General features: G+C 38.0%; 20 protein-coding genes and 1 riboswitch. Of the genes, 19 read left to right on the top strand and 1 reads right to left on the bottom strand.

The window, feature by feature from the left end; translation table 11 throughout:
- The 7 genes from ABE34_RS24825 to ABE34_RS21565 all read left to right on the top strand — a co-directional run.
- Positions 1–186, top strand: a 186-nt coding sequence (locus ABE34_RS24825) for a hypothetical protein (protein ID WP_206700839.1), incomplete at its 5' end; no start/stop codon positions are given.
- A 339-nt stretch (positions 187–525) separates the two neighbouring features.
- Positions 526–879 carry an anti-sigma F factor antagonist gene (gene spoIIAA / locus ABE34_RS21590; RefSeq protein WP_197144501.1) on the top strand — a complete coding sequence of 118 codons (354 nt, stop codon included), beginning with the start codon at positions 526–528 and terminating at the stop codon, positions 877–879.
- The gene (gene spoIIAB / locus ABE34_RS21585) at positions 872–1,312 is read left to right on the top strand and encodes an anti-sigma F factor (protein ID WP_197144500.1); all 441 of its coding nucleotides are present in this window, start codon (positions 872–874) and stop codon (positions 1,310–1,312) included. Before spoIIAA ends, spoIIAB begins: the two co-directional genes overlap by 8 nt.
- Positions 1,313–1,370: 58 nt before the next feature.
- Positions 1,371–2,114, top strand: a complete 744-nt coding sequence (gene sigF / locus ABE34_RS21580; RefSeq protein WP_206700774.1) for an RNA polymerase sporulation sigma factor SigF — start codon at positions 1,371–1,373, stop codon at positions 2,112–2,114.
- Between the two features lie 15 nt (positions 2,115–2,129).
- A complete protein-coding gene (locus ABE34_RS21575) occupies positions 2,130–3,578 on the top strand; it encodes a spore germination protein (protein ID WP_197144498.1) in 1,449 nt (482 codons plus the stop codon).
- A gap of 236 nt (positions 3,579–3,814) precedes the next feature.
- Positions 3,815–5,134, top strand: a complete 1,320-nt coding sequence (gene lysA / locus ABE34_RS21570) for a diaminopimelate decarboxylase (protein WP_197144497.1) — start codon at positions 3,815–3,817, stop codon at positions 5,132–5,134.
- 199 nt (positions 5,135–5,333) lie between these two features.
- Positions 5,334–5,708 carry a GNAT family N-acetyltransferase gene (locus ABE34_RS21565; protein ID WP_197144496.1) on the top strand — a complete coding sequence of 125 codons (375 nt, stop codon included), beginning with the start codon at positions 5,334–5,336 and terminating at the stop codon, positions 5,706–5,708.
- Here ABE34_RS21565 and ABE34_RS21560 read toward each other — a convergent pair.
- Positions 5,702–6,208 carry a DUF309 domain-containing protein gene (locus tag ABE34_RS21560; RefSeq protein ID WP_197144495.1) on the bottom strand — a complete coding sequence of 169 codons (507 nt, stop codon included), beginning with the start codon at positions 6,206–6,208 and terminating at the stop codon, positions 5,702–5,704. The genes ABE34_RS21565 and ABE34_RS21560 overlap by 7 nt on opposite strands.
- A 55-nt stretch (positions 6,209–6,263) precedes the next feature.
- Between ABE34_RS21560 and ABE34_RS21555 the strand changes: the two genes are divergently transcribed.
- The 12 genes from ABE34_RS21555 (at position 6,264) to ABE34_RS21500 (ending at position 19,319) form a co-directional block, all read left to right on the top strand.
- The gene (locus ABE34_RS21555) at positions 6,264–7,043 is read left to right on the top strand and encodes a segregation/condensation protein A (protein ID WP_197144494.1); all 780 of its coding nucleotides are present in this window, start codon (positions 6,264–6,266) and stop codon (positions 7,041–7,043) included.
- Complete coding sequence (gene scpB, locus ABE34_RS21550) at positions 7,015–7,608, top strand: SMC-Scp complex subunit ScpB (RefSeq protein WP_197144508.1); 594 nt, start codon at positions 7,015–7,017, stop codon at positions 7,606–7,608. Before ABE34_RS21555 ends, scpB begins: the two co-directional genes overlap by 29 nt.
- 91 nt (positions 7,609–7,699) lie before the next feature.
- The gene (locus ABE34_RS21545; RefSeq protein WP_197144493.1) at positions 7,700–8,767 is read left to right on the top strand and encodes a D-alanyl-D-alanine carboxypeptidase family protein; all 1,068 of its coding nucleotides are present in this window, start codon (positions 7,700–7,702) and stop codon (positions 8,765–8,767) included.
- 175 nt (positions 8,768–8,942) lie between these two features.
- On the top strand, positions 8,943–9,527 hold the full coding sequence (locus ABE34_RS21540) for a hypothetical protein (protein WP_197144492.1): 585 nt from the start codon (positions 8,943–8,945) through the stop codon (positions 9,525–9,527).
- A 578-nt stretch (positions 9,528–10,105) separates the two neighbouring features.
- Positions 10,106–10,837, top strand: coding sequence for a pseudouridine synthase (locus ABE34_RS21535; RefSeq protein ID WP_197144491.1), 732 nt, complete (start codon positions 10,106–10,108; stop codon positions 10,835–10,837).
- 352 nt (positions 10,838–11,189) lie between these two features.
- Entirely contained in the window at positions 11,190–11,723 is a 534-nt protein-coding gene (gene resA, locus ABE34_RS21530) for a thiol-disulfide oxidoreductase ResA (protein WP_197144490.1), read from the top strand.
- Positions 11,724–11,735: 12 nt separating this feature from the next.
- Positions 11,736–13,409 (top strand): cytochrome c biogenesis protein ResB, encoded by a 1,674-nt coding sequence (resB, locus tag ABE34_RS21525; RefSeq protein WP_197144489.1) that lies wholly within the window; start codon positions 11,736–11,738, stop codon positions 13,407–13,409.
- Positions 13,406–14,593, top strand: a complete 1,188-nt coding sequence (gene ccsB / locus ABE34_RS21520) for a c-type cytochrome biogenesis protein CcsB (protein WP_276569528.1) — start codon at positions 13,406–13,408, stop codon at positions 14,591–14,593. Before resB ends, ccsB begins: the two co-directional genes overlap by 4 nt.
- Positions 14,594–14,746: 153 nt before the next feature.
- The gene (locus tag ABE34_RS21515; protein WP_049668637.1) at positions 14,747–15,463 is read left to right on the top strand and encodes a response regulator transcription factor; all 717 of its coding nucleotides are present in this window, start codon (positions 14,747–14,749) and stop codon (positions 15,461–15,463) included.
- On the top strand, positions 15,456–17,231 hold the full coding sequence (locus ABE34_RS21510) for an ATP-binding protein (RefSeq protein WP_197144488.1): 1,776 nt from the start codon (positions 15,456–15,458) through the stop codon (positions 17,229–17,231). Before ABE34_RS21515 ends, ABE34_RS21510 begins: the two co-directional genes overlap by 8 nt.
- A gap of 286 nt (positions 17,232–17,517) precedes the next feature.
- Entirely contained in the window at positions 17,518–18,048 is a 531-nt protein-coding gene (gene sigX / locus ABE34_RS21505; protein ID WP_197144487.1) for an RNA polymerase sigma factor SigX, read from the top strand.
- The gene (locus tag ABE34_RS21500; RefSeq protein ID WP_197144486.1) at positions 18,048–19,319 is read left to right on the top strand and encodes an RNA polymerase subunit sigma; all 1,272 of its coding nucleotides are present in this window, start codon (positions 18,048–18,050) and stop codon (positions 19,317–19,319) included. The genes sigX and ABE34_RS21500 overlap by 1 nt, the downstream gene beginning before the upstream one ends.
- Positions 19,320–19,611: 292 nt before the next feature.
- Positions 19,612–19,800: riboswitch (FMN riboswitch) on the top strand.
- The last annotated feature ends 139 nt before the right edge of the window (positions 19,801–19,939 follow it).

Below are 19,939 nucleotides of genomic sequence, written 5' to 3'. Positions count from 1 at the left end.
AGCGACGGAAAGAAGAGCCAAAGCGACGGAAAGAAGGGCCGAAGCGACGGAAAGAAGAGCCAAAGCGACGGAAAGAAGAGCCAAAGCGACGGAAAGAAGGGCCGAAGCGACGGAAAGAAGGGCCGAAGCGACGGAAAGAAAGCCAAAGCGACGGAACGAAGTCAAAGCGACGGAAAGAAGAGCTAAAGCGACGGAAATAAGTCAGAATACCGGAAGAAAAGCCAAAATCGTGGATAGAACCGCCTAAATCGTGGAAGAACCGTCAAAGCCACCGAAGAACCGCCGCCCCCGCCCACCACAGCCACCCCCCACTACCAAACTTCTACTCAGCCTCTAACAAACAATAATTCTTGTGAAAAGTGTCAGCTATGTTTAAAAAATGTTGATTTATCCCATACTGCAATTAACCTAAAAAGCTATAAGTATGTCGATTTGCCACTATTTCGGAAGACTTTGCACTAGTTCTGTCAGCCGCAAGGAATCACCATATTGAATGTGGAATTGCACGAGGAGGAGGCGATGTTCATGCATTTTCAGTTAGAAATGGTAACAAGAGAGACAGTAGTTATACGTTTGTTTGGGGAGCTCGATCATCATGCAGTAGAGCAAATTCGAGCTAAAATTTCTACAGCAATTTTTCAAGGTACTATATCGACTATTATTTGGAATTTAGAGGGGCTTTCTTTTATGGATAGTTCAGGTGTAGGTTTAGTGCTTGGTCGGATGCGTGAGTTAGAGGCAGTCGCTGGGCGGACGATATTATTGAATCCATCGCCGACAATGCGAAAAGTATTTCAATTTTCAGGTTTAGGGCCGTGGATGATGGAAGCAACAGAAGAAGAAGCGATTGATCGAGTTAGGGGGATTGTAAATGGATAACGAAATGACATTAACTTTTTTAGCAATTAGTGAAAATGAGGCCTTAGCGCGTGTAGCTATTACAGGATTTATCGCACAATTAGATCCAACTATTGATGAGCTATCCGAATTTAAAACGGTTGTTTCAGAGGCCGTTTCTAATGCCATTATTCACGGTTATGAAGAGGATGGTAAGGGTGTTGTTACAGTTCATGCAAAGCGTGAGGATGATATTGTAACGGTGTCTGTTATGGATAAAGGGTTAGGAATAGAGGATGTAAGTCGGGCAATGGAGCCATTGTTTACGACGAAAAGTGAGATGGAACGTTCGGGTATGGGCTTTACTATTATGGATAGTTTTTCAGATCAGTTGACAGTCATGTCTAAGTGGCAAGAAGGTACAACTGTCACATTTACGAAGAAATTTTACTCGGTTCGCACACCGGTAATGTGAGGCTGCGATTGTGAAGCCGCTAGAACAGTCGTCCGATAAGCTATTGTCACAGGGAGAAATGCGAGATTTAATTGCGCGTGCACAACAGGGCGATCATGAGGCTCGTAAACGAATGATTGAAGGGAATACGAGGCTTGTGTGGTCTATTGTCCAACGCTTTACAAGCAGGGGTGTGGAGCTCGAGGATTTGTTTCAAATTGGCTGCATCGGGCTTATGAAGTCTGTGGATAAATTTGATTTAACGTATGATGTTAAATTTTCGACATATGCGGTACCAATGATCATCGGAGAAATTCAGCGCTTTCTAAGGGATGATGGAATGGTGAAGGTTAGCCGTTCTATTCGTGAGCTTAATTTTAAAATTCGTCATGCAACTGATGAATTTATTAAAAATAATGAGCATCCACCAACCATACATGAATTAGCGCAGGTTCTTGGTGTTACAACTGAGGAAATTGTAACAGCTTCAGATGCATTAAGAGATCCAGCTTCCTTGCATGAACAATTGTATGAGAGTGAAGGGGATTCTATTACATTAATGGATCAGATGAAGGACGAAAAATCTGAGCAGCCATTTGATTATATTCCACTAAAAGAGGTGCTCACAAGGCTTGAGCCTAGAGAGCAATCCATTATATATTTACGATATTTCTCAGATTGTACCCAAACTGAAATTGCCAACAGGCTAGGTATATCACAAGTTCAGGTATCACGATTAGAGAAAAAAATTCTTGCCCAATTGAAAACTTGGATGGCCACAAGTGCCACAGTTGAAGAGGAAGAAGTAAAAAAAGACATTTAAGAAAATGGTGACAGCATGACAGATAAAGATAAATTATTTAACAACGTAGAAGAAGCCGAAGATTTTCTTAAAGAACAGTTTGGAGACGGCGAATCATTTGACATTAGTATAAAGCATCTATTTGTCAAAGATTTGCCGGTTCTTTGCGCATATGTAACCGGACTTGTGGATGGAGTTGTGTTAACACAATTACTATCTAATATGTTACCTGATGAGGACGTTGATATTGAGGATGAAAAGGAGTATTTTGAAGCCTATTTCAATTTCCAAGGTCGTTCAGAGGAAACAAAGCGTGAAGCCATTTTATTAGCCATATTAAGTGGACAAGTGGTCTTTATAACTAAAAGTGGTTACGGCTATGTTGCAGAGATTCGAAGCTATCCAGGTCGTACCCCTGAGGAGCCTGACAATGAAAAGGTTATTCGTGGATCTAGGGATGGCTTTGTTGAAGGTATTTCTCAAAATACTGCTTTGATTCGTCGACGAATTCGCAATAGTAATTTACGTTTCGAGCTACATAAAATATCCGAAATCGGTCAAACCGATGTCGCTCTAGCGTTTATAAAAGGTATTGCGAATGATGAAACGCTCGATAAATTGCGACAGCGCATTGTACAAATTCATCATGATGGTTTGACTATGACGGATAAATCACTAGAAGAATGGCTGTTTAAACAGAAGTTTCATCCAGTTCCTTTTGTACGTTATACGGAACGACCAGATATTACCGCAGCACATTTACTTGAAGGCCATATAGCCATTATTGTTGATACGTCACCTTCTGTCATTCTCGTACCTGCAACTGCTTTTCATTTGTTGCAGCATGCGGAGGAGTATAGGCAGGCACCATCAGTCGGAACCTTTGTCCGTTTTATGCGCTATTTTGGAGCGTTTACGGGTTTATTATTATTGCCTATATGGTATTTATTTGCAACACACGGGATACATTTACCAGATGAGCTATCCTTTTTAGGTGCTAAGGAAAAATCACATATCCCACTTTTGCTACAAGTACTTATTGGCGATATTGGGATAGAATTTTTGAGGATGGCCGCCATTCATACCCCATCACCATTATCCACTGCGATGGGGTTAGTTGCGGGTATAACTATTGGTCAGATTGCTATTGATGTTGGGGTATTCTCGCCGGAAGTTGTGTTATATACAGCGGTTTCAGCTATTCTGACATTTATTATTCCGTCTTATGAGCTAGGTATCTCCATTAAACTCTTTAGAATATTGCTGTTAATAATGACTGGAATTTGGGGAGTTAATGGTTTATTTATTGGGATATTTATATTGTTTACGTATTTATGTTCATTACGTCCGATGCAAGCGCCGTATTTGTGGCCACTTATTCCGTTCTTTCCAACTGCGATGCTTCGCGTTCTTATCCGTTTCCCAATGACAGCAGATGCATTGAGGCCATATGTTGTTGACTCCCAACAGCGAAAAAGATCATAGAAGCCGTTGCACTCGTTTTTTTCATGTGATAAAGTTCACATATAGTATTTTGTGATTTTTGCGAAAATTGTCTTCATTCATCAAATGGTTCACCATGTGTTAAAAAACACATGTGCAACTTGGTGAATGAAGCACATCCCTCTAAATAAGGATTGTAGGCTAAATTGCCTGAAATCTTTCTAAAATGGGGTGCAATGTATCACATGATGGAACGATGTGAAAAGGGAGAGATGCACATGCATTTATATGGAACACAAGCGATTTCTGAAGATGGTCATTTAACAATTGGACAGGTAGATACATTAGAGCTTGCAAAAGAGTATGGTACACCTTTATTTGTGTATGATACAGCGCTTATTCGTAAGCGTGCGCGCAGCTTTATAGATACGTTTAAAAAACTAGGTGTAAAAGCAGAAGTAGCTTATGCTTCAAAAGCATTTGCATGTGTAGCTGTGTACCAATTAGCGGCAGAAGAAAATCTATCTTTAGATGTTGTCTCTGGTGGAGAATTATTTACAGCTTTAAAAGCTGGATTCCCTCCAGAGCGCATTCATTTCCATGGTAATAATAAAAGCATTGCTGAACTAGAATTAGCATTTGACTCAAAAATCGGTTGTATTGTCGTGGATAACTTCTATGAAATTCAACTTTTACAAGAAATCTCAGAGCGCCGTCAGCAAAAAATGCGTATTTTACTACGTGTCACACCGGGTGTGGAGGCACATACGCATGATTTCATTACGACAGGTCAAGCGGATTCAAAATTTGGCTTCGACTTAAATAATGGTCAAGCAGATGAAGCTTTCCAACAAACTTTTAAGCATGAATATCTAGAGCTTCTAGGATTACACTGCCATATTGGCTCTCAAATTTTTGACACAGCGGGCTTTGGCTTAGCAGGAGAAAAACTAATTGATAAAATTTCGGATTGGAACAAGACTCACGATTTTACGTGTACTGTGTTAAACTTAGGTGGGGGCTTCGGAATTCGTTATACTGAGGAAGATGCACCGCTTGAGCCACAAGTATATGTAGAGGATATGATTACAGTTGTAAAGACTAAAGCTACTGTACTTGGTCTAACGATGCCAGAAATTTGGATTGAACCTGGGCGATCACTTGTAGGGGATGCAGGAACATCTCTATATACAATTGGTTCACAAAAAACAGTACCTAATGTTCGTAAATACATTGCTGTCGATGGTGGTATGAGTGATAATATTCGTCCGGCATTATATGATGCGAAGTATGAGGCGGTCATTGCGAGTAGAGCAGAAGAATCAAAAAGTGAAACTTATACAGTGGCTGGTAAACTTTGTGAATCAGGTGATAAATTAATTATTGATGCTAAGCTTCAAGAAGCAGCTTCTGGTGATGTGCTAGCAATCTTCTGTACTGGTGCGTATGGATACTCTATGGCGAGTAACTACAATCGTGTGCCACGCCCAGCAGTTGTATTTGTAGAAAATGGCAAGCATCAATTAGCAATTCGACGCGAAAGTTATGAAGATGTTGTACAAAACGATCTCCCGCTAACGTTAAAAAAGGGTGAGTAAATATGAGAAAAAACAAATGGGTATTACTAGCGTCCATTTCAACTTTTATTTTGTTGTGGGGCGTTGTCTATTGGGTATTGGCGTCTAAAGGTATTCTCGGACCTGGTTCGTAAGACAGAAATGGACTTGCGGTAAAAGTACAAATCGTGTAGGATAGTCAAAGATTATGTACAGCTAGAAAATGAGGGAATAGACAAATATGTTAATTCGATATAAGAAAGCTTTCGAGAAAATAGCAATGGGGCTACTCTCGTTTATGCCTAACGAAAAAGACATAAAAAAGCTCAAAGAGACAATCCACTCCTATGAAAATGATAATAATTGGGTTTTATATTTATGGAAAAAGAACGATGAGTATGTTGGCATTGTTGGACTTGTAACACACAGTGATAATATAGCTACGATTCAACATGTTTCCGTTGTCCCTTCTTATAGAGGTGAAGGTGTTGCGAAGGAAATGCTACAGGAAGTGGCAGAACTTGGTCAGTATGAAAGTGTGCTTGCAACGGAGGAAACACGTAATATTGTTAACAAATGTATAAATTGTATCGATGGAGAAGCAGACGATCATTGACGTCTGCTTTTTCTTTGTTTGCTTTCTTGACGCTCTGTAAGAATATGTGAGCGATCTCGAAGCATATGTTTATGAAGAAGATAGTTAGAGCTACTTGATGGTAAAAGCTTCATGCGAGCAAATACTAATTCCTCTAATGTAGGTGAAAGAGGAAGCTGAAATGCTTGAAAGGACTTGCCTATCTGGATAGCAGAAAGTGCATCTGCTAGTTGAGTTAGTAGTATTTCGTAGTCGATTTCTTCAAAAAATAAATGTCCCTTATTATATTGGAAATTTTTGAGTGCCTTTTCTAAGATTCGCGCAGCGCCAATATAATTGTTACGTCGCCAATGATATAAACCGGTTGCGAGCTGTACGTATCCAACGAGTGGGTGCTTTTTATCACCTGGAGCAATATCTTTCCAGTATTCCTCAAGGACTTCATGGCATTCAAAAAAATCGTGATTACCATTGAAAAAAGAACAGTAGTCGATAAATAAAGTATGATGCTGTGGATGCATTTTAGACTCCTTTCTACTATACTAAAAGAACATATAATCTCAGGGTGGTAAAACAATGTCTTATGAAGTGAAATTAGAAGCCTTTTCAGGGCCTCTTGATTTATTATTACATTTAATTAACAGATTGGAAATTGATATTTATGATATTCCAATGGCAGAAATTACTCAACAATATATCGACCATATACATGCTATGCAAGTACTGGAGTTAAATGAGGCTAGTGAGTATTTAGTGATGGCAGCAACATTATTGGCTATTAAAAGTCGTATGCTTTTGCCAATCCATGAAGGTGAGCTTGACGAAGCTGAATTAGAAGTCGACGGTCCAGACCCTCGTGAAGAACTGGTAATACGTTTAATAGAGTATAAGAAATATAAAGAAGCAGCAAGTAGTCTGCAAGAGCTTGAAACAGATCGGGCACAAGTATTTACACGGCCACCAGCTGATTTATCTGGTTTAGCCTCAGATGAGCAAATGGCGTTATTTGATTTGAACGTCAACATCTATGACATGCTTGGAGCCTTTCAAAAACTAATGCGTCGAAAAAAATTAAAAAAACCACTAAAGACAACTGTGGCAAGACAGGAACGCTCTGTGAAAGATCAAATGCGTTCGGTTGTCGATTCATTACGATTTACAGGTGGACGTGCATCATTTTTTGAACTATTTCCCTATGAAGATAAGCCAACACTTATTCTGACGTTTTTATCTATTCTTGAATTGATGAAACGTCAGGTAGTCATCGTAGAGCAAGATGGTAACTTTGAAGAATTAACAGTTACATTACAGAAGGAGGAATGGGATGATGAAGAAAACAATGATGCTACAGAGTAGAATAGAATCTTTATTATTTGTTGTTGGAGACGATGGTTTAACCATTAAACAATTATCACAACTCTTAGTAGAACCGGAAGAGTTAGTCGTAGAGACAATGGAAGCATTGAAAACGACATATGAAGAAGATTTAACTAGAGGAATAACGGTAAAAGAAATAGCTGGTGTTTATCAGCTTATAACAAAACCTGAACTAGCAGATACGATACAAAGATTAGTAGAAAATCCAACTGCTCAATCATTATCTCAAGCTTCACTTGAAGTATTGGCGATCGTGGCATACAAACAGCCAATTACGCGTGTAACAATTGAAGATTTGCGTGGTGTGAAATGTGAAAGACCAATACAGACTCTCGCTTCTAGGGGGTTAATTAAGGAAGTGGGTCGCTCAGAAGGGACAGGACGTGCAATCTTATATGGTACAACGAAAGAATTCTTAAACTACTTTGGTTTAAATAGTATAGAAGAAATGCCATCTTTACCTGAAGATGAGCTAGTTGAAGCAGAGCAAGAAACAGATTTATTTATGACTAAATTCCAAGAAACCTTTAGTGGAGTAAAGTAAATAAGTTCGGAATGAGTTAAAGGCATAATGCTTAGCTTGAAACATAAATATAATCTATATTTTCCTATTACTTTTAATAAGGAGTGGCTCGTTGCATCGGTTAGTACGTTTAATATTGTTCATGATAGTCGTGGTAATGTTAATGCTTCCACAAACCAGTTTGGCTCGAGGTGGTAGCGGATATGCTGTCTTAGATGGTGATACGGGTCGTGTTTTATATGAATCTAATAGTGATGCACGGTTACCTATTGCTAGCTTAACAAAAATGTGGACAGCACTCGTCGTTATTGAAAATAGCAATCTTCAAGATGAAGTGGTTATTTCACCGAAGGCTGCAACGTCTGAGGGCTCGTCTATTTACTTGCAGGCAGGGGAAAAAGTAACGGTAGAAACACTGTTATATGGTTTGATGCTACGATCAGGAAATGACGCTGCAACAGCTTTAGCAGAGCATGTTGGAGGATCGGTAGAAGGGTTTGTAAAGTTAATGAATGAACGGGCTGTTGTTGCTGGCCTCACAAATACAGTATTTATGAACCCGTCTGGCTTGCATCATGATGAGCATTTATCGTCAGCGAGAGATACTGCTGAAATGTTGAGAATAGCTCTTCAAAATAAAACTTTCAAAAAGATTGCCTCCACAGTGCTATATCGTGCCAATACTGAAAACGGGATGTTATGGGAAAATAAGCACCGTTTAATACGAGAAGGATCTGGGGTTGCTATCGACATAGACGATGAGACACAACCTGTTAGTGCATTAAAAACAGCAAAAGGTTCAGCATTTGCCGGGAAAACAGGCTTTACAAAGGTAGCTGGGCGGACACTTGCAACCGCCTTCCAAAAGGACGGGCAAACGTGTATTGTTGTCACATTGAATGAATCCGATGATTGGAATATGCATCGGAGTTTTGCCAACAAGGTTTGGGGAGAATACAGCCTTGAGACAGTAGTGAAAAAAGGTAAATATAAAGTTAATAAAAACTTATCTATTCACTTAGAGCAACCGATTCGTTTGCAATTAAATAAAGAAGAAAAAGAAAGTGTAAGGCAAGTATTACATGTTTCTAGAAAACGTATGGAAGGTGTACTATCCATCTTTATCGGTGAAGAGCGTATTTATGCAGTGCCAGTAAAAGTTGAATCAGCGGATCGTTAAAAGCGATACGCTGATTTTTTTATGAGATAACGTTTGTGTGTCAATGCCAGTACCTTTCCGTTATATTACGGTAGCGCTTGAAATTATTTTGATTTATTTAACAAATAAGGAAATAATAAGGTAAAATGAATCTGGGTAGTTTTGTTTTAAATATCTTCGAGAGGGAGAAGTATTTATGATTACTAAATCAAACAGTAGACAATATCAGATAGGGGTCATAATAATTTTATTCTTGTCAAGCTTTATCGCTCCCGTTATTTTCTTATATCCTGTTCAAGAGTTGTTCTTTCGACCTAAGGAAGCCTATTTTTTTGATCCTTTTTTTACAGCCTATATTATATTGATGGCAGTAATGATCATGTTAGCGGTCACGTTATTAGTCAATTTTTTAGTGGAACCTAAAACAAAAAAAAGGAAGGTTATTCAACGAGGACTCGTAGGAACATCGTTTATAATTGCTAGCGCATTAATATTTTTATGTATTAATAACTATCAATACATTGATACAAAAGGACTGCATATGAATCATTTTTTTAGTTTGCGAGAAGATTATATAAGCTGGGAAGATATTGTGAAGGTTGAACAGACTATTGTAGTAAAGAATGGTGTGAGTGCACCAGAAAAATTGATTATCTCATTACAAGATGGTTCAACAATTGAACTATCTTTATCAGGAAAGCTATCAAGCGCCAAGCAATTTATTAATAAAGAATTAAGTACCTATGGGCTTAGAATTGAAAATAAATATAGTGAAACTTAGAAATTATGAAAAGCTGCCTAAAGTGGGTGGCTTTTATGTTTTATAAAGATTTCAAAGCCGATAGCAAATTGAATGGGAAGGGTTGGTTAAAATTAGAATACGCCAAAAGTTAGGATGGCATTTGTTAAAACTTATTGCCATTTTCTTCATTCTACAAAATCCCCCCACCTTTGAACGTGTTTCTCTTTCGATGGGGTCCAGGCACCTATAGAAATAGAGGAACTCAGTGCGAGAACGCCACGTCCTGTGACATTACTAAAGTGACCGACATCGTGTCGCGCCGTCATGCAGTCCTGGGGAAAATTCAAAATCCGGTCACATCCAGGGAAGCACCCGGTCGGAACGAAAATATGCTGAGGTCCCTTAAAATTCAAGTGCAAATTATCCAGAAACTAGTTGATAAAAACAATTTTAAATAATTTAAATACTTACGCATAATTAGTTTTTCTTTAATAATGCATAAAAGTATGACATAATTTTCACAGATTAGCGGGAAAAATAACCTTATTCATTTTATACGAATGAGGTTTATATTTTGGTTTCTTAAACCAAGGTGAATGAAAATTAGAGGTGAAAGAATGGAAAGATTACAGAAGGTTATTGCGTATGCTGGTGTGGCGTCTAGACGTAAGGCAGAACAATTAATTGTAGAAGGTAAAGTAAAAGTGAACGGAGTCGTAGTGCGTGAGTTAGGCACAAAGGTGTCAAACTCAGATACGATAGAAGTAGAAGGCGTGAAGCTTGAGAAAGAGGATAAGGTTTATTACTTGTTATATAAACCACGTGGAACGATATCAGCTGTAACAGACGACAAAGGACGCAAAACTGTCACAGATTTGTTTAAGCATATACCACAACGAATTTTCCCAGTTGGTCGTCTTGATTATGATACATCTGGCTTGTTGTTATTAACAAATGATGGTGAATTTTCTTATATGCTGACACATCCGAAGTTTAAAATCGACAAAACATATATTGCTCGTGTTAAAGGTGTTCCAACGATTGAGGGCTTAAAAAAGCTTCAACGTGGAATCAAGCTAGAAGATGGTAAGACAGCGCCAGCAAAAGTGAGTATGACTTCATTTGATGAAAACGCGGGTAAGGCAATTTGTGAAATTACTATTCATGAAGGACGAAATCGTCAAGTACGTCGTATGTTTGAGGCAATCGGTACACCTGTTGTTAAACTTAAACGTGAACGCTTTGCCTTTTTAGATTTATTCGGACTAGCTCCGGGGGAATATCGTGAATTATCAAAGCATGAAGTGAAGCAATTGCGAGTGCTAGCAGAGACAGGACAAATCGGATAATTAGCATTTTCTAAGAGAAAGTGAAATACTTCTATGTGTAATAGTAAGGTTTTCACTTTCTTATTAGTGAAATCGTTCATAAATCATTCATAATTATTAGCTAAGCGTTTGTGTTTCCTTTTGCTATAATAGGTGAGAATAGTACACCTAAATTAGTTTTCATCCTGATGAAATCGGTTCCACAAATTATCAGGTGGTGTATGACGCACAAGTGAATGACAAAGATAAAAATTGACAAACATAATAAATGGTATAAATTAGACGTTAAAAACTATACATATAAATGTTTGTAGGAAAAGCTTTGCGTCAATAGGGATTATTCTAAGCCGAAATTGATAGGGGGTTTATTAACATGGAGAAAAAGAAAAAACGTCTCGTCATTCGTACCATTATTTTGGCGGTCTTAGTCTTAGCGATTGGTTATACGGTATACGGTACAGCGACAAAAGATAAAGTAGAGTTATTAGCAGTAGGCTCTAAAGCACCAGACTTCACGTTAGTAGATTTAAACGGTGAGAAACATAAACTGTCTGATTATAAGGGGCAGGGCGTATTTTTGAACTTCTGGGGAACTTGGTGTAAGCCTTGTGAAAAGGAAATGCCTGCAATGGATCGTCAGTATAAAGCTTTTAAAGATCAGGGTGTACAAACATTAGCGGTCAATATTGCCCAAACAGATTTTGAAGTTCAGAATTTTGTCGATAGATATGAGTTAACGTTCCCGGTAGTTATTGACAAAACGAAAAGCGTTATGACTGCCTACAATGTAGGTAATTTACCTGCAACTCTCCTTATTGATCCAGATGGTAAAGTAGCCAAAATCGTTACTGGTGAAATGACGGAGGCAAAAATTGCTTCGTACATGGAATTAGTGAAGCCAAAATAAGGAGTAATGACTATGGAAAACATCATTTGTGCTTGTGGTCATAGTAACCCATATGGCACGAAGCTTTGTGAGAAATGTGGTCGTCCTTTAACTGAGGAAGGTAAACAGACAAAAGTTGTTGATATGCGTTACGATGGAACAGCAATTCGTTCAAAAACGTATAATACAACATTTGTTGATAAAATTTGGAATTTCTTCTCGAGTGTAAAAGTGGGGATTGCCCTCATTATTATAACGTTGGTCGCAGCGTCAATCGGAACAATTCTACCGCAAGCGATATATGTTAATGCCCCGGAGCCTAGCAAAGCAGAGTATTATGAAAAAGTGTATGGTGTATTAGGCAAACTCTATAATAATTTAGGACTGTCTCATTTATACAACACTTGGTGGTTCCAAATTTTAGTAGGTATGCTTGCGATATCGATTATTGTTGCGAGTTTAGACCGAGGGTTACCTTTGCATAAGTCTTTAAAAAATCAACGCGTTAAACGTCATGAAAGTTTCATGAAACGCCAACGGATCATTGCGGAAGGGCAAGTGCCAAACGCTGATGAAACGCTTGATAAAGTTGAGCAAAAAATGTCCGAATTAAAATATCGTGTTCGTCGTGATGGAAGTGCACTGCTAGCAGAGCGCGGCCGCTTCGCTCGATATGGCCCATACATAAATCATGTCGGTCTCATTATTTTTTTAACAGGTGTTATGTTGCGCTTAGTACCTGGTTTTTATGTGGATGAGACGATTTGGATCCGTGAAGGTGAAACACGAGCTATACCAGGTATGGATGGGTATTTTATTAAAAATAATAAATTTATTTTGGAAACCCATGGCGAAAAGCAACAAGGCGGGGAAGCGAGCCAAGGTGTAAATGTTATGGCGAAGAACTATCAAACGGATATAACATTATACAAACAACCTGAGGGAGCTCTTCCGGGAGATTCAGACAATCTTGAAAAATTGAGAGATTACTCAATTCGTGTTAATCATCCGTTAAAAGAAGACGGTTTTGCGTTGTATCAAATGAATTATCGTCTTAATGAATTGAGACAGATGAATTTTAATTTAGTGAATAAAACTTCTGAAGAATCACAAGGTCAAATTGAAATTGATTTAACAAATCCTAAAAAAGAATATGATTTAGGAAATGGTTCCTCAGTACAAATTCTTGTTTATACGCCAGATTTTGATGGTTTTGAAAATGGAGAGCCACGGACAAAATCATCAATACCAAATAATCCGGCATTTTTATTTAGAATGACAACACCAGAAACACCAAAAGGTGAAGTAAGCTTTGTAGAAATCAGAAAGCCACCACTTGAACCACTTGGTGAAAACGAATATAGAATGAAATTCGCAGGAGCAGAGATGCGTAATTCATCAAACTTTACAATTCGTAAAGATAGTACGATACCAATTTTATTTGTTGGTGGTGTTATTTTCATGATTGGTGTAGTAATTGGCTCATATTGGAATCATCGACGTTTATGGTTGCAGGTGGATCCGGATGGTCGAGTGTTGATGGCTGCTCATGTGAATAAAAATATGTTTAGTATGAAAAAGGATTTAGACACAGTCACTACGTTTGCTGGTCTACCACCATATAAAGATCAGTTGGATAAGCCTGAAGATGACAACAAATCCGCAAAGCCAGGCACTAAAGAAAAGGAAGGTGACAACACCTTATGAGTTTGATTGACATAAGTGGAAACCTATTATTTGTAGCATTCATAGCCTACCTAGTTGCAACTTTATTGTTTGGTGGTTCGATAAAGCAATCGAATGCAACGGGGAAAAATACCGATAAATGGGGCAAAGTGGCAATTGTTGTAACAATTATTGGTTTACTTTCGCAGCTTGGTTATTTTATTACTCGTTGGGTTTATTCAGGGCATGCACCTGTTAGTAATATGTTTGAATTTACGACTGCGTTCGGAATGTTCATTGTTGGGGCATTCGTATTGATTTATTTTATTTATCGAGTGACAGCTCTAGGATTAGTAGCATTGCCTGTGGCGTTATTAATAATTGCCTATGCGTCGATGTTCCCGAGTGAAGTTAGTCCTTTAGTGCCGTCTTTACAAAGTTACTGGTTAACAATTCATGTTATTACAGCTGCTTTAGGTCAATCAATTTTAGCAATTAGTGCGGTAGCAGGACTAATTTATTTATTAAAAGTAGTTGATTTAAAGAAGCCTTCTAAACAACGTTTCTGGTTAGAAGCGGTAATGTTCTTCCTTGTGGTAGTCGTTGGTTTCGTAGTTGCTACATCAGTTTTTAATATGATGGAGTACGATTCAACATATTCTTATTTAGATAAAGAAGGAAATGAACGTCAAATTGACTACAACATGCCGCCACTATTTGGTATGAATGAATATAAGGCAGTGGAAGAGCATGGCATGTCTCCTTTAGTAGAAATGCCTGCGCTCATTAATGCGAAGAAATTAACAACAGTTGTTTGGTCATTATTGGTAGGATCTATTTTATACTTATTAATTCGATTAGTTGCAAGACGTCGAATTTGTGCGATTTTCCAACCTTTTGTCAAACGAGTAAATTTACAATTAGTTGATGAAATTGGTTATCGTTCAGTAATAATTGGCTTCCCAGTATTTACGTTAGGAGCTCTAATCTTTGCAATGATTTGGGCACAACTTGCGTGGAGTCGTTTCTGGGGATGGGATCCGAAGGAAGTGTGGGCACTTATTACATGGTTATTCTATGCAGCATTCCTACACTTACGTTTATCAAAAGGCTGGGAAGGTGAAAAATCTGCATGGTTAGCATTAATTGGTTTTGGAATAATCTTATTTAACTTAATTGCTGTTAACTTGATTCTTGCAGGTTTACACTCATACGCTTCAGCTTAAATTGATTAACTTGAGCAAATAAATTTTTAACGTCGCTAGTATTAGAAAGAAGAGCCTTCTTGCTGTGGCAAGAAGGCTTTCTTTTCTTTTCAATATGTGTCGTACGATGTACAATAGAAGGTAGAGAAAGATTAGAAGAGAGGGATCGTGAAAGTGTCAGAAAATATTTCAGTATTAGTAGTAGATGACGAGGATCGTATTCGACGCTTATTAAAAATGTATTTAGAGCGAGAAGGATACCTTGTTGACGAAGCAGAAAATGGTGAACAAGCGATCGAAAAATCTTTAGAAAAAGAGTATCACTGTATTTTACTTGATATTATGATGCCTGAAAAAGACGGGCTTGAAGTTTGTGCGGAAATCCGTGAACGAGCAGCAACACCAATTATTTTATTAACTGCAAAAGGCGAGGAAGCGAATCGTGTACAAGGCTTTGAGCTTGGCGCAGATGATTATATTGTAAAACCATTTAGTCCTCGTGAAGTTGTGTTACGTGTGAAGGCTATATTACGCCGTTCACAAGCATTCTCACCTTCGACAAATGCTTCTTCTTCAAAAGATTTAGTTGTGTTTCAACATTTAATGATTGATCATGATGCACACCGCGTAACTGCAGAAGGCATTGAAGTAAATTTAACACCTAAAGAGTATGAATTACTTTATTTCTTAGCAAAATCACCAGACAAAGTATTTGACCGTGAACAATTACTAAAAGAAGTTTGGCATTATGATTTCTTTGGTGACTTACGTACAGTTGACACACATGTAAAACGTTTACGTGAAAAGCTCAACCGTGTTTCAGAAAACGCTGCAAAGATGATTGTTACTGTATGGGGCGTTGGCTACAAATTTGAGGTTGTCAATGAATAGAATATGGAATAGTGTTGTCGGGAAGCTATGGGTAACCATATTGCTTCTCGTTTCATTTGTATTATTTGTTTTCACGGTTTTAATGCTTGAGTTTCTTCAAAATTACCATATGCAACAAGCGGAAAGCTCCTTGCGTCAAACTGCTGCAACGATTGCAAGTATAGTGGATGATAATGAAACAGCAGAATCGACTTCTGAATTATTAAAAGATATTTTACCTGAAAGTACAAATGCACTTATTGCTATTAATCATGATAGAGTCTCTTTTGCAATGCAGGAAGGTGTCAATAAAATAGAAATTCAGGATATGATTTTAGCCAATAAATCGTTTCATGAAGTTTTTCAATCAGATAAACCAATTATTAAGGAAATGATGATGCCGTCTTCCGCAGATGAAGAAAAAATGGAATCTTATGTTGTGCTAGGTTTCCCGCTAAATGTAGAAAATACAGTCCACGGGGCTGTCTTTATTTATCAAAGTCCAGATGCATTGCATAAAACATCGAAAGAGACGACGAAAATTGTCTTTTTATCTGCTTTCATTGCCTTTGTGCTGACGACATTTTTTGCGTTTTTCCTTTCGTCACGTATTACGTCACCATTACGTAAAATGCGTGAGTTAGCGTTTGAAATTTCTAAAGGGAATTTTGAAGCGAAAATGCCGACTACCCAAAATGATGAAATAGGCCAGCTTGCAGTTGCCTTCAATCAAATGGGACGTCAGTTAAAACACAATCTAGAAGTAATTAATCAAGAAAATGAACAGCTTTCAAATATTTTAACATCGATGACAGATGCAGTTATTACGTTTAATCGTGATCGTACAATATTATTAAGTAATCCACCAGCGGACCGTTTAATGCAAAAATGGTTCGTCAATAAAGGCTCACAAAGTGCGAAGCCAATTCCGCCAGAACTTTATCATATGCTCGATCATGTACTGATGTTTGAGGATAAGCTTGAAGAAGAAATTGAGATGGACGGAAATTACTATACGTTTACGATTAGCCCTCTTTATAGTGAGGAATCGATACGTGGAGCGGTTGCAGTTATTCGTGATATGACTGAGCAGCATCGCTTAGAAAAACTGCGTTCAGACTTTATTGCCAATGTGTCTCATGAGCTACGGACGCCGATTTCGATGCTCCAAGGTTATTCAGAGGCATTAATGGATGATGATTTTATTCAAGATCAAGAAGAACGAAATGAGATTACAAAAATTATATATGATGAATCGAAGCGTATGGGACGCCTCGTGACAGATTTATTAGACCTTGCTCGTATGGAATCGGGGCATATGACGCTTTACAAAGATGAGCTTCCGATTAATTCAACATTTGAACGTATTACACAAAAATTTGCACAAGTTGCAAAAGAAAAACATGTTCGACTAATATTTGACAGTGAGTTTAATGACGATGATACGATTAGTATAGATGAGGATCGGATTGAACAAGTATTAACGAATTTAGTTGATAATGCTCTTCGTCATACAGCTGAAGGATCAGTAACCGTGAAGGTTGAGCAAGAGCCGACCTTTGCCAAAATATCTGTCCAGGATACAGGACATGGTATTCCACAAGAGGACCTGCCATATGTTTTTGAACGTTTCTATAAAGCAGATAAAGCACGTACGCGTTCTAAAGGCGGAACTGGCCTAGGTTTAGCTATTGCTAGAAATATAGTCAAGGCACATTCGGGCAATATTATGGTGGATAGTGTGCTAAAAGAGGGGACTACCTTCACATTTTATTTACCATTCGATTAAGAGCATCATTATTATCTGCTTTCAGCAAATGAAAGAGGATTTAAGTTGCTTTTCAGCGGGTGTCAAAACATCCATAGAGAACTCAGTCTAAGAGTGCTACGTTCTGTGGTAATTTATCTGTGCGAAAGCGAAGCGACAGCAACACACGGCTGAGTGATATATTACGTTGGCCCAAAGCAGATTCTGACCAATTATGCCTAGGTATCATTGATGAATTGGTTTTAATTGGATGTAACTTCTGTGAACGTTTAAACGACAAATATAAATAGAACGGGGGTGGAGTGCTTTGAATGACTCCGTGTTCCATCGATTATACGATGCATATCATCAAGACGTGTTCCAGTTTCTTATTTATTTAGTAAAAAACCGTACACTTGCTGAGGATTTAGCACATGAGGTTTATGTTCGCGTATTGCGCTCATATGATAAATTCGCAGGCAATAGCAGCGAAAAGACATGGCTTTTTGCGATTGCTAAAAATGTCGCTATTGATCATTTTAGAAAGCAGGCTGTACGCCAAAAACATTCACTTGATTTTTTTGATTGGGAAACGGAACAGCTCCATTCAACCACACCATTACCCGAAGACGTGCTGCAGGCGAATGATGAATTTATGGAAGTTCAATCAGCACTTGAACACTGTACAGGTGACCAAAAAATGGTCATTATTATGCGCTACTTTCAAGAGTTATCGATTGCAGAAACAGCACAAATATTAGATTGGACAGAAGCGAAGGTAAAAACCACGCAACATCGCGCCATAAAATTTTTAAAGCAACAGCTACAACAGGTTAGAGAACGGGAGGCGAAACAATAATGACACATAATCCATTCGATGATGACCAACTGGAACATATATTGAATAATGCCCCTAAGCTTTCTGACCGCCGTTCGAAAGAAGAAATATTAAATCGATTATTGGCAGATGCTCGCTTGCAGGATTCTGTCCATCTTCAAGCTATACAACAACCAATTAATGATGAAATAACATCACAAGAGCAAGACAATACGGAACAGACAATAAAGAAGGCAGGTCGTAAATGGCCAATTTTTATGAGTGTTGCAGCTGTCTTCGCTTTAACAGTACTTACAGGCTCTATGTTCATGAATAGTCACGATACAAAAATGGATCAGGCCAATGCTCCTGAAACTTCTCAATATTCAACAATGCAGGAAGATCGTGCAGCAAAAAGCTCTATGCATGATAATATTATGGAGTCTAACATAGTAGCAGAACATTCGCGGATCATGTCTCTGCGATCATCTGTTTATGAAGATGATTTAACAGATGCAGTAGCATTCCATATTGGTTTGGCAAATCGTGATAAGGAAAGTGTACCGATGACGTATATTATTCCAAATGAACGAGTGGCTACTGATTTTGGGAAGAAAAAGCCTACAACATTACAAATGTATGAAAAGTATGCGCCACAAATTGATGAGGAAGCAAATGGTTTTACTAATTATCATCCATATAAAGGAGAATTGAAGGAGAAGGGCGATCAACTGGTCCATGTATTACCGAAGCAAAATGATTATGATGTTGCTGCTAAAGATTCTGGAGAATATGTAGCGACAATACAGGATACATTCTCAGACTCGGAGTATAAAGATATTGAATATGAAAATCTTAATGGTACAGAATCCGAGCTTTCCAATGAAAAAGAGGCTAGTAATTCTATGGCATTAACGAGCTCAAATCATTTTAATTATTATTTATATAAAGATGAAAATGGAGTTGAATATTTATCACCCAATTCTCGTAGAACTTTTTCCACTGTAACAGAAGCTCTTGTTGATATGCGAGCTAAAAATGATAATGCATACGTTCCAGTCGTACCGGAAAATATAACATACACGGTAAAAGAGGTTGCAGAAGGCGTTATTGTTACATTTGACGAGCCGCTTGATCTAACGACAATGGACGTGATTCGTGCAACCCAATTAATTGAAGCAATGATGCTAACTGCTGCAAGCTTTGATCAACAAGTACGCCTAGACAATGTTATACAGGAGAGTTGGGAAGGATTTGATTTAAAAAATTTCTTACCAAAGCCTGTAGGAGCTAATAAACGATATATGCCATAAATGGTGAAACAACAAATAAATGAACGCAATTTAAAAAGTGAATTTTTTGGAGCATTCTCGCCGCTATACGTGCGTGAATGCTCTTGTTAGTTTAGGGGGAAATCAATGGATGGTAAAGCCCGATTAGTGAAGAATAATAATCAATGAGAATGAAGTAAACCCTTATCTTTTAAAGATAGGACTATTGCGGGTATTTTTAAAACATACAAGTTTAATCGGATTTTTTTAAGCAAAGCTATTTACTTTTCCTTCATAATTCATTATAGTAAGGCTATGAAATAAAAAAATATTGATTCATCTTCGGGGCAGGGTGAAAATCCCGACCGGCGGTAATAGAGTTGTAAATCGCTAATGTCTTTCATTAGCTCGAATAATTTACTAAAAACTCTTCAGCCCGCGACCTGTGCAAAAGTTTTTTTGCATGGCTGACTTGGTGTAATTCCAAGGCCGACAGTTAAAGTCTGGATGGGAGAAGATGGAGGTACGATCGTCATTCATTGTTATGGATTTAGCTATGTACGAGCGTTTTTTTCGTTGTGGATTTACGCAGCGTAAGCTCAACAATAGTTAATTAATGGCGTTTCTTTAATCATGCCTATTCTCCCTTATGCTTGTTTTGC

It is taken from the genome of Lysinibacillus sphaericus (genome assembly GCF_015844675.1).
Taxonomy (GTDB): Bacteria; Bacillota; Bacilli; order Bacillales_A; family Planococcaceae; genus Lysinibacillus; species Lysinibacillus sphaericus_E.
The sequence above is the reverse complement of the archived record's forward strand: the minus strand, read 5'-3'. Positions and strand labels throughout refer to the sequence as shown.

Coding starts and splice junctions, on each gene's coding strand:
- resA (WP_197144490.1), top strand. CDS start 11,190: ATGGAGAAAAAGAAAAAACGTCTCGTCATTCGTACCATTATTTTGGCG.
- ABE34_RS21540 (WP_197144492.1), top strand. CDS start 8,943: ATGATTACTAAATCAAACAGTAGACAATATCAGATAGGGGTCATAATA.
- ABE34_RS21500 (WP_197144486.1), top strand. CDS start 18,048: ATGACACATAATCCATTCGATGATGACCAACTGGAACATATATTGAAT.
- resB (WP_197144489.1), top strand. CDS start 11,736: ATGGAAAACATCATTTGTGCTTGTGGTCATAGTAACCCATATGGCACG.
- sigF (WP_206700774.1), top strand. CDS start 1,371: ATGCGAGATTTAATTGCGCGTGCACAACAGGGCGATCATGAGGCTCGT.
- scpB (WP_197144508.1), top strand. CDS start 7,015: ATGAAGAAAACAATGATGCTACAGAGTAGAATAGAATCTTTATTATTT.
- ABE34_RS21575 (WP_197144498.1), top strand. CDS start 2,130: ATGACAGATAAAGATAAATTATTTAACAACGTAGAAGAAGCCGAAGAT.
- ABE34_RS21560 (WP_197144495.1), bottom strand. CDS start 6,208: ATGCATCCACAGCATCATACTTTATTTATCGACTACTGTTCTTTTTTC.
- spoIIAA (WP_197144501.1), top strand. CDS start 526: ATGCATTTTCAGTTAGAAATGGTAACAAGAGAGACAGTAGTTATACGT.
- lysA (WP_197144497.1), top strand. CDS start 3,815: ATGCATTTATATGGAACACAAGCGATTTCTGAAGATGGTCATTTAACA.
- ABE34_RS21510 (WP_197144488.1), top strand. CDS start 15,456: ATGAATAGAATATGGAATAGTGTTGTCGGGAAGCTATGGGTAACCATA.
- ccsB (WP_276569528.1), top strand. CDS start 13,406: ATGAGTTTGATTGACATAAGTGGAAACCTATTATTTGTAGCATTCATA.
- ABE34_RS21535 (WP_197144491.1), top strand. CDS start 10,106: ATGGAAAGATTACAGAAGGTTATTGCGTATGCTGGTGTGGCGTCTAGA.
- spoIIAB (WP_197144500.1), top strand. CDS start 872: ATGGATAACGAAATGACATTAACTTTTTTAGCAATTAGTGAAAATGAG.
- ABE34_RS21555 (WP_197144494.1), top strand. CDS start 6,264: ATGTCTTATGAAGTGAAATTAGAAGCCTTTTCAGGGCCTCTTGATTTA.
- ABE34_RS21565 (WP_197144496.1), top strand. CDS start 5,334: ATGTTAATTCGATATAAGAAAGCTTTCGAGAAAATAGCAATGGGGCTA.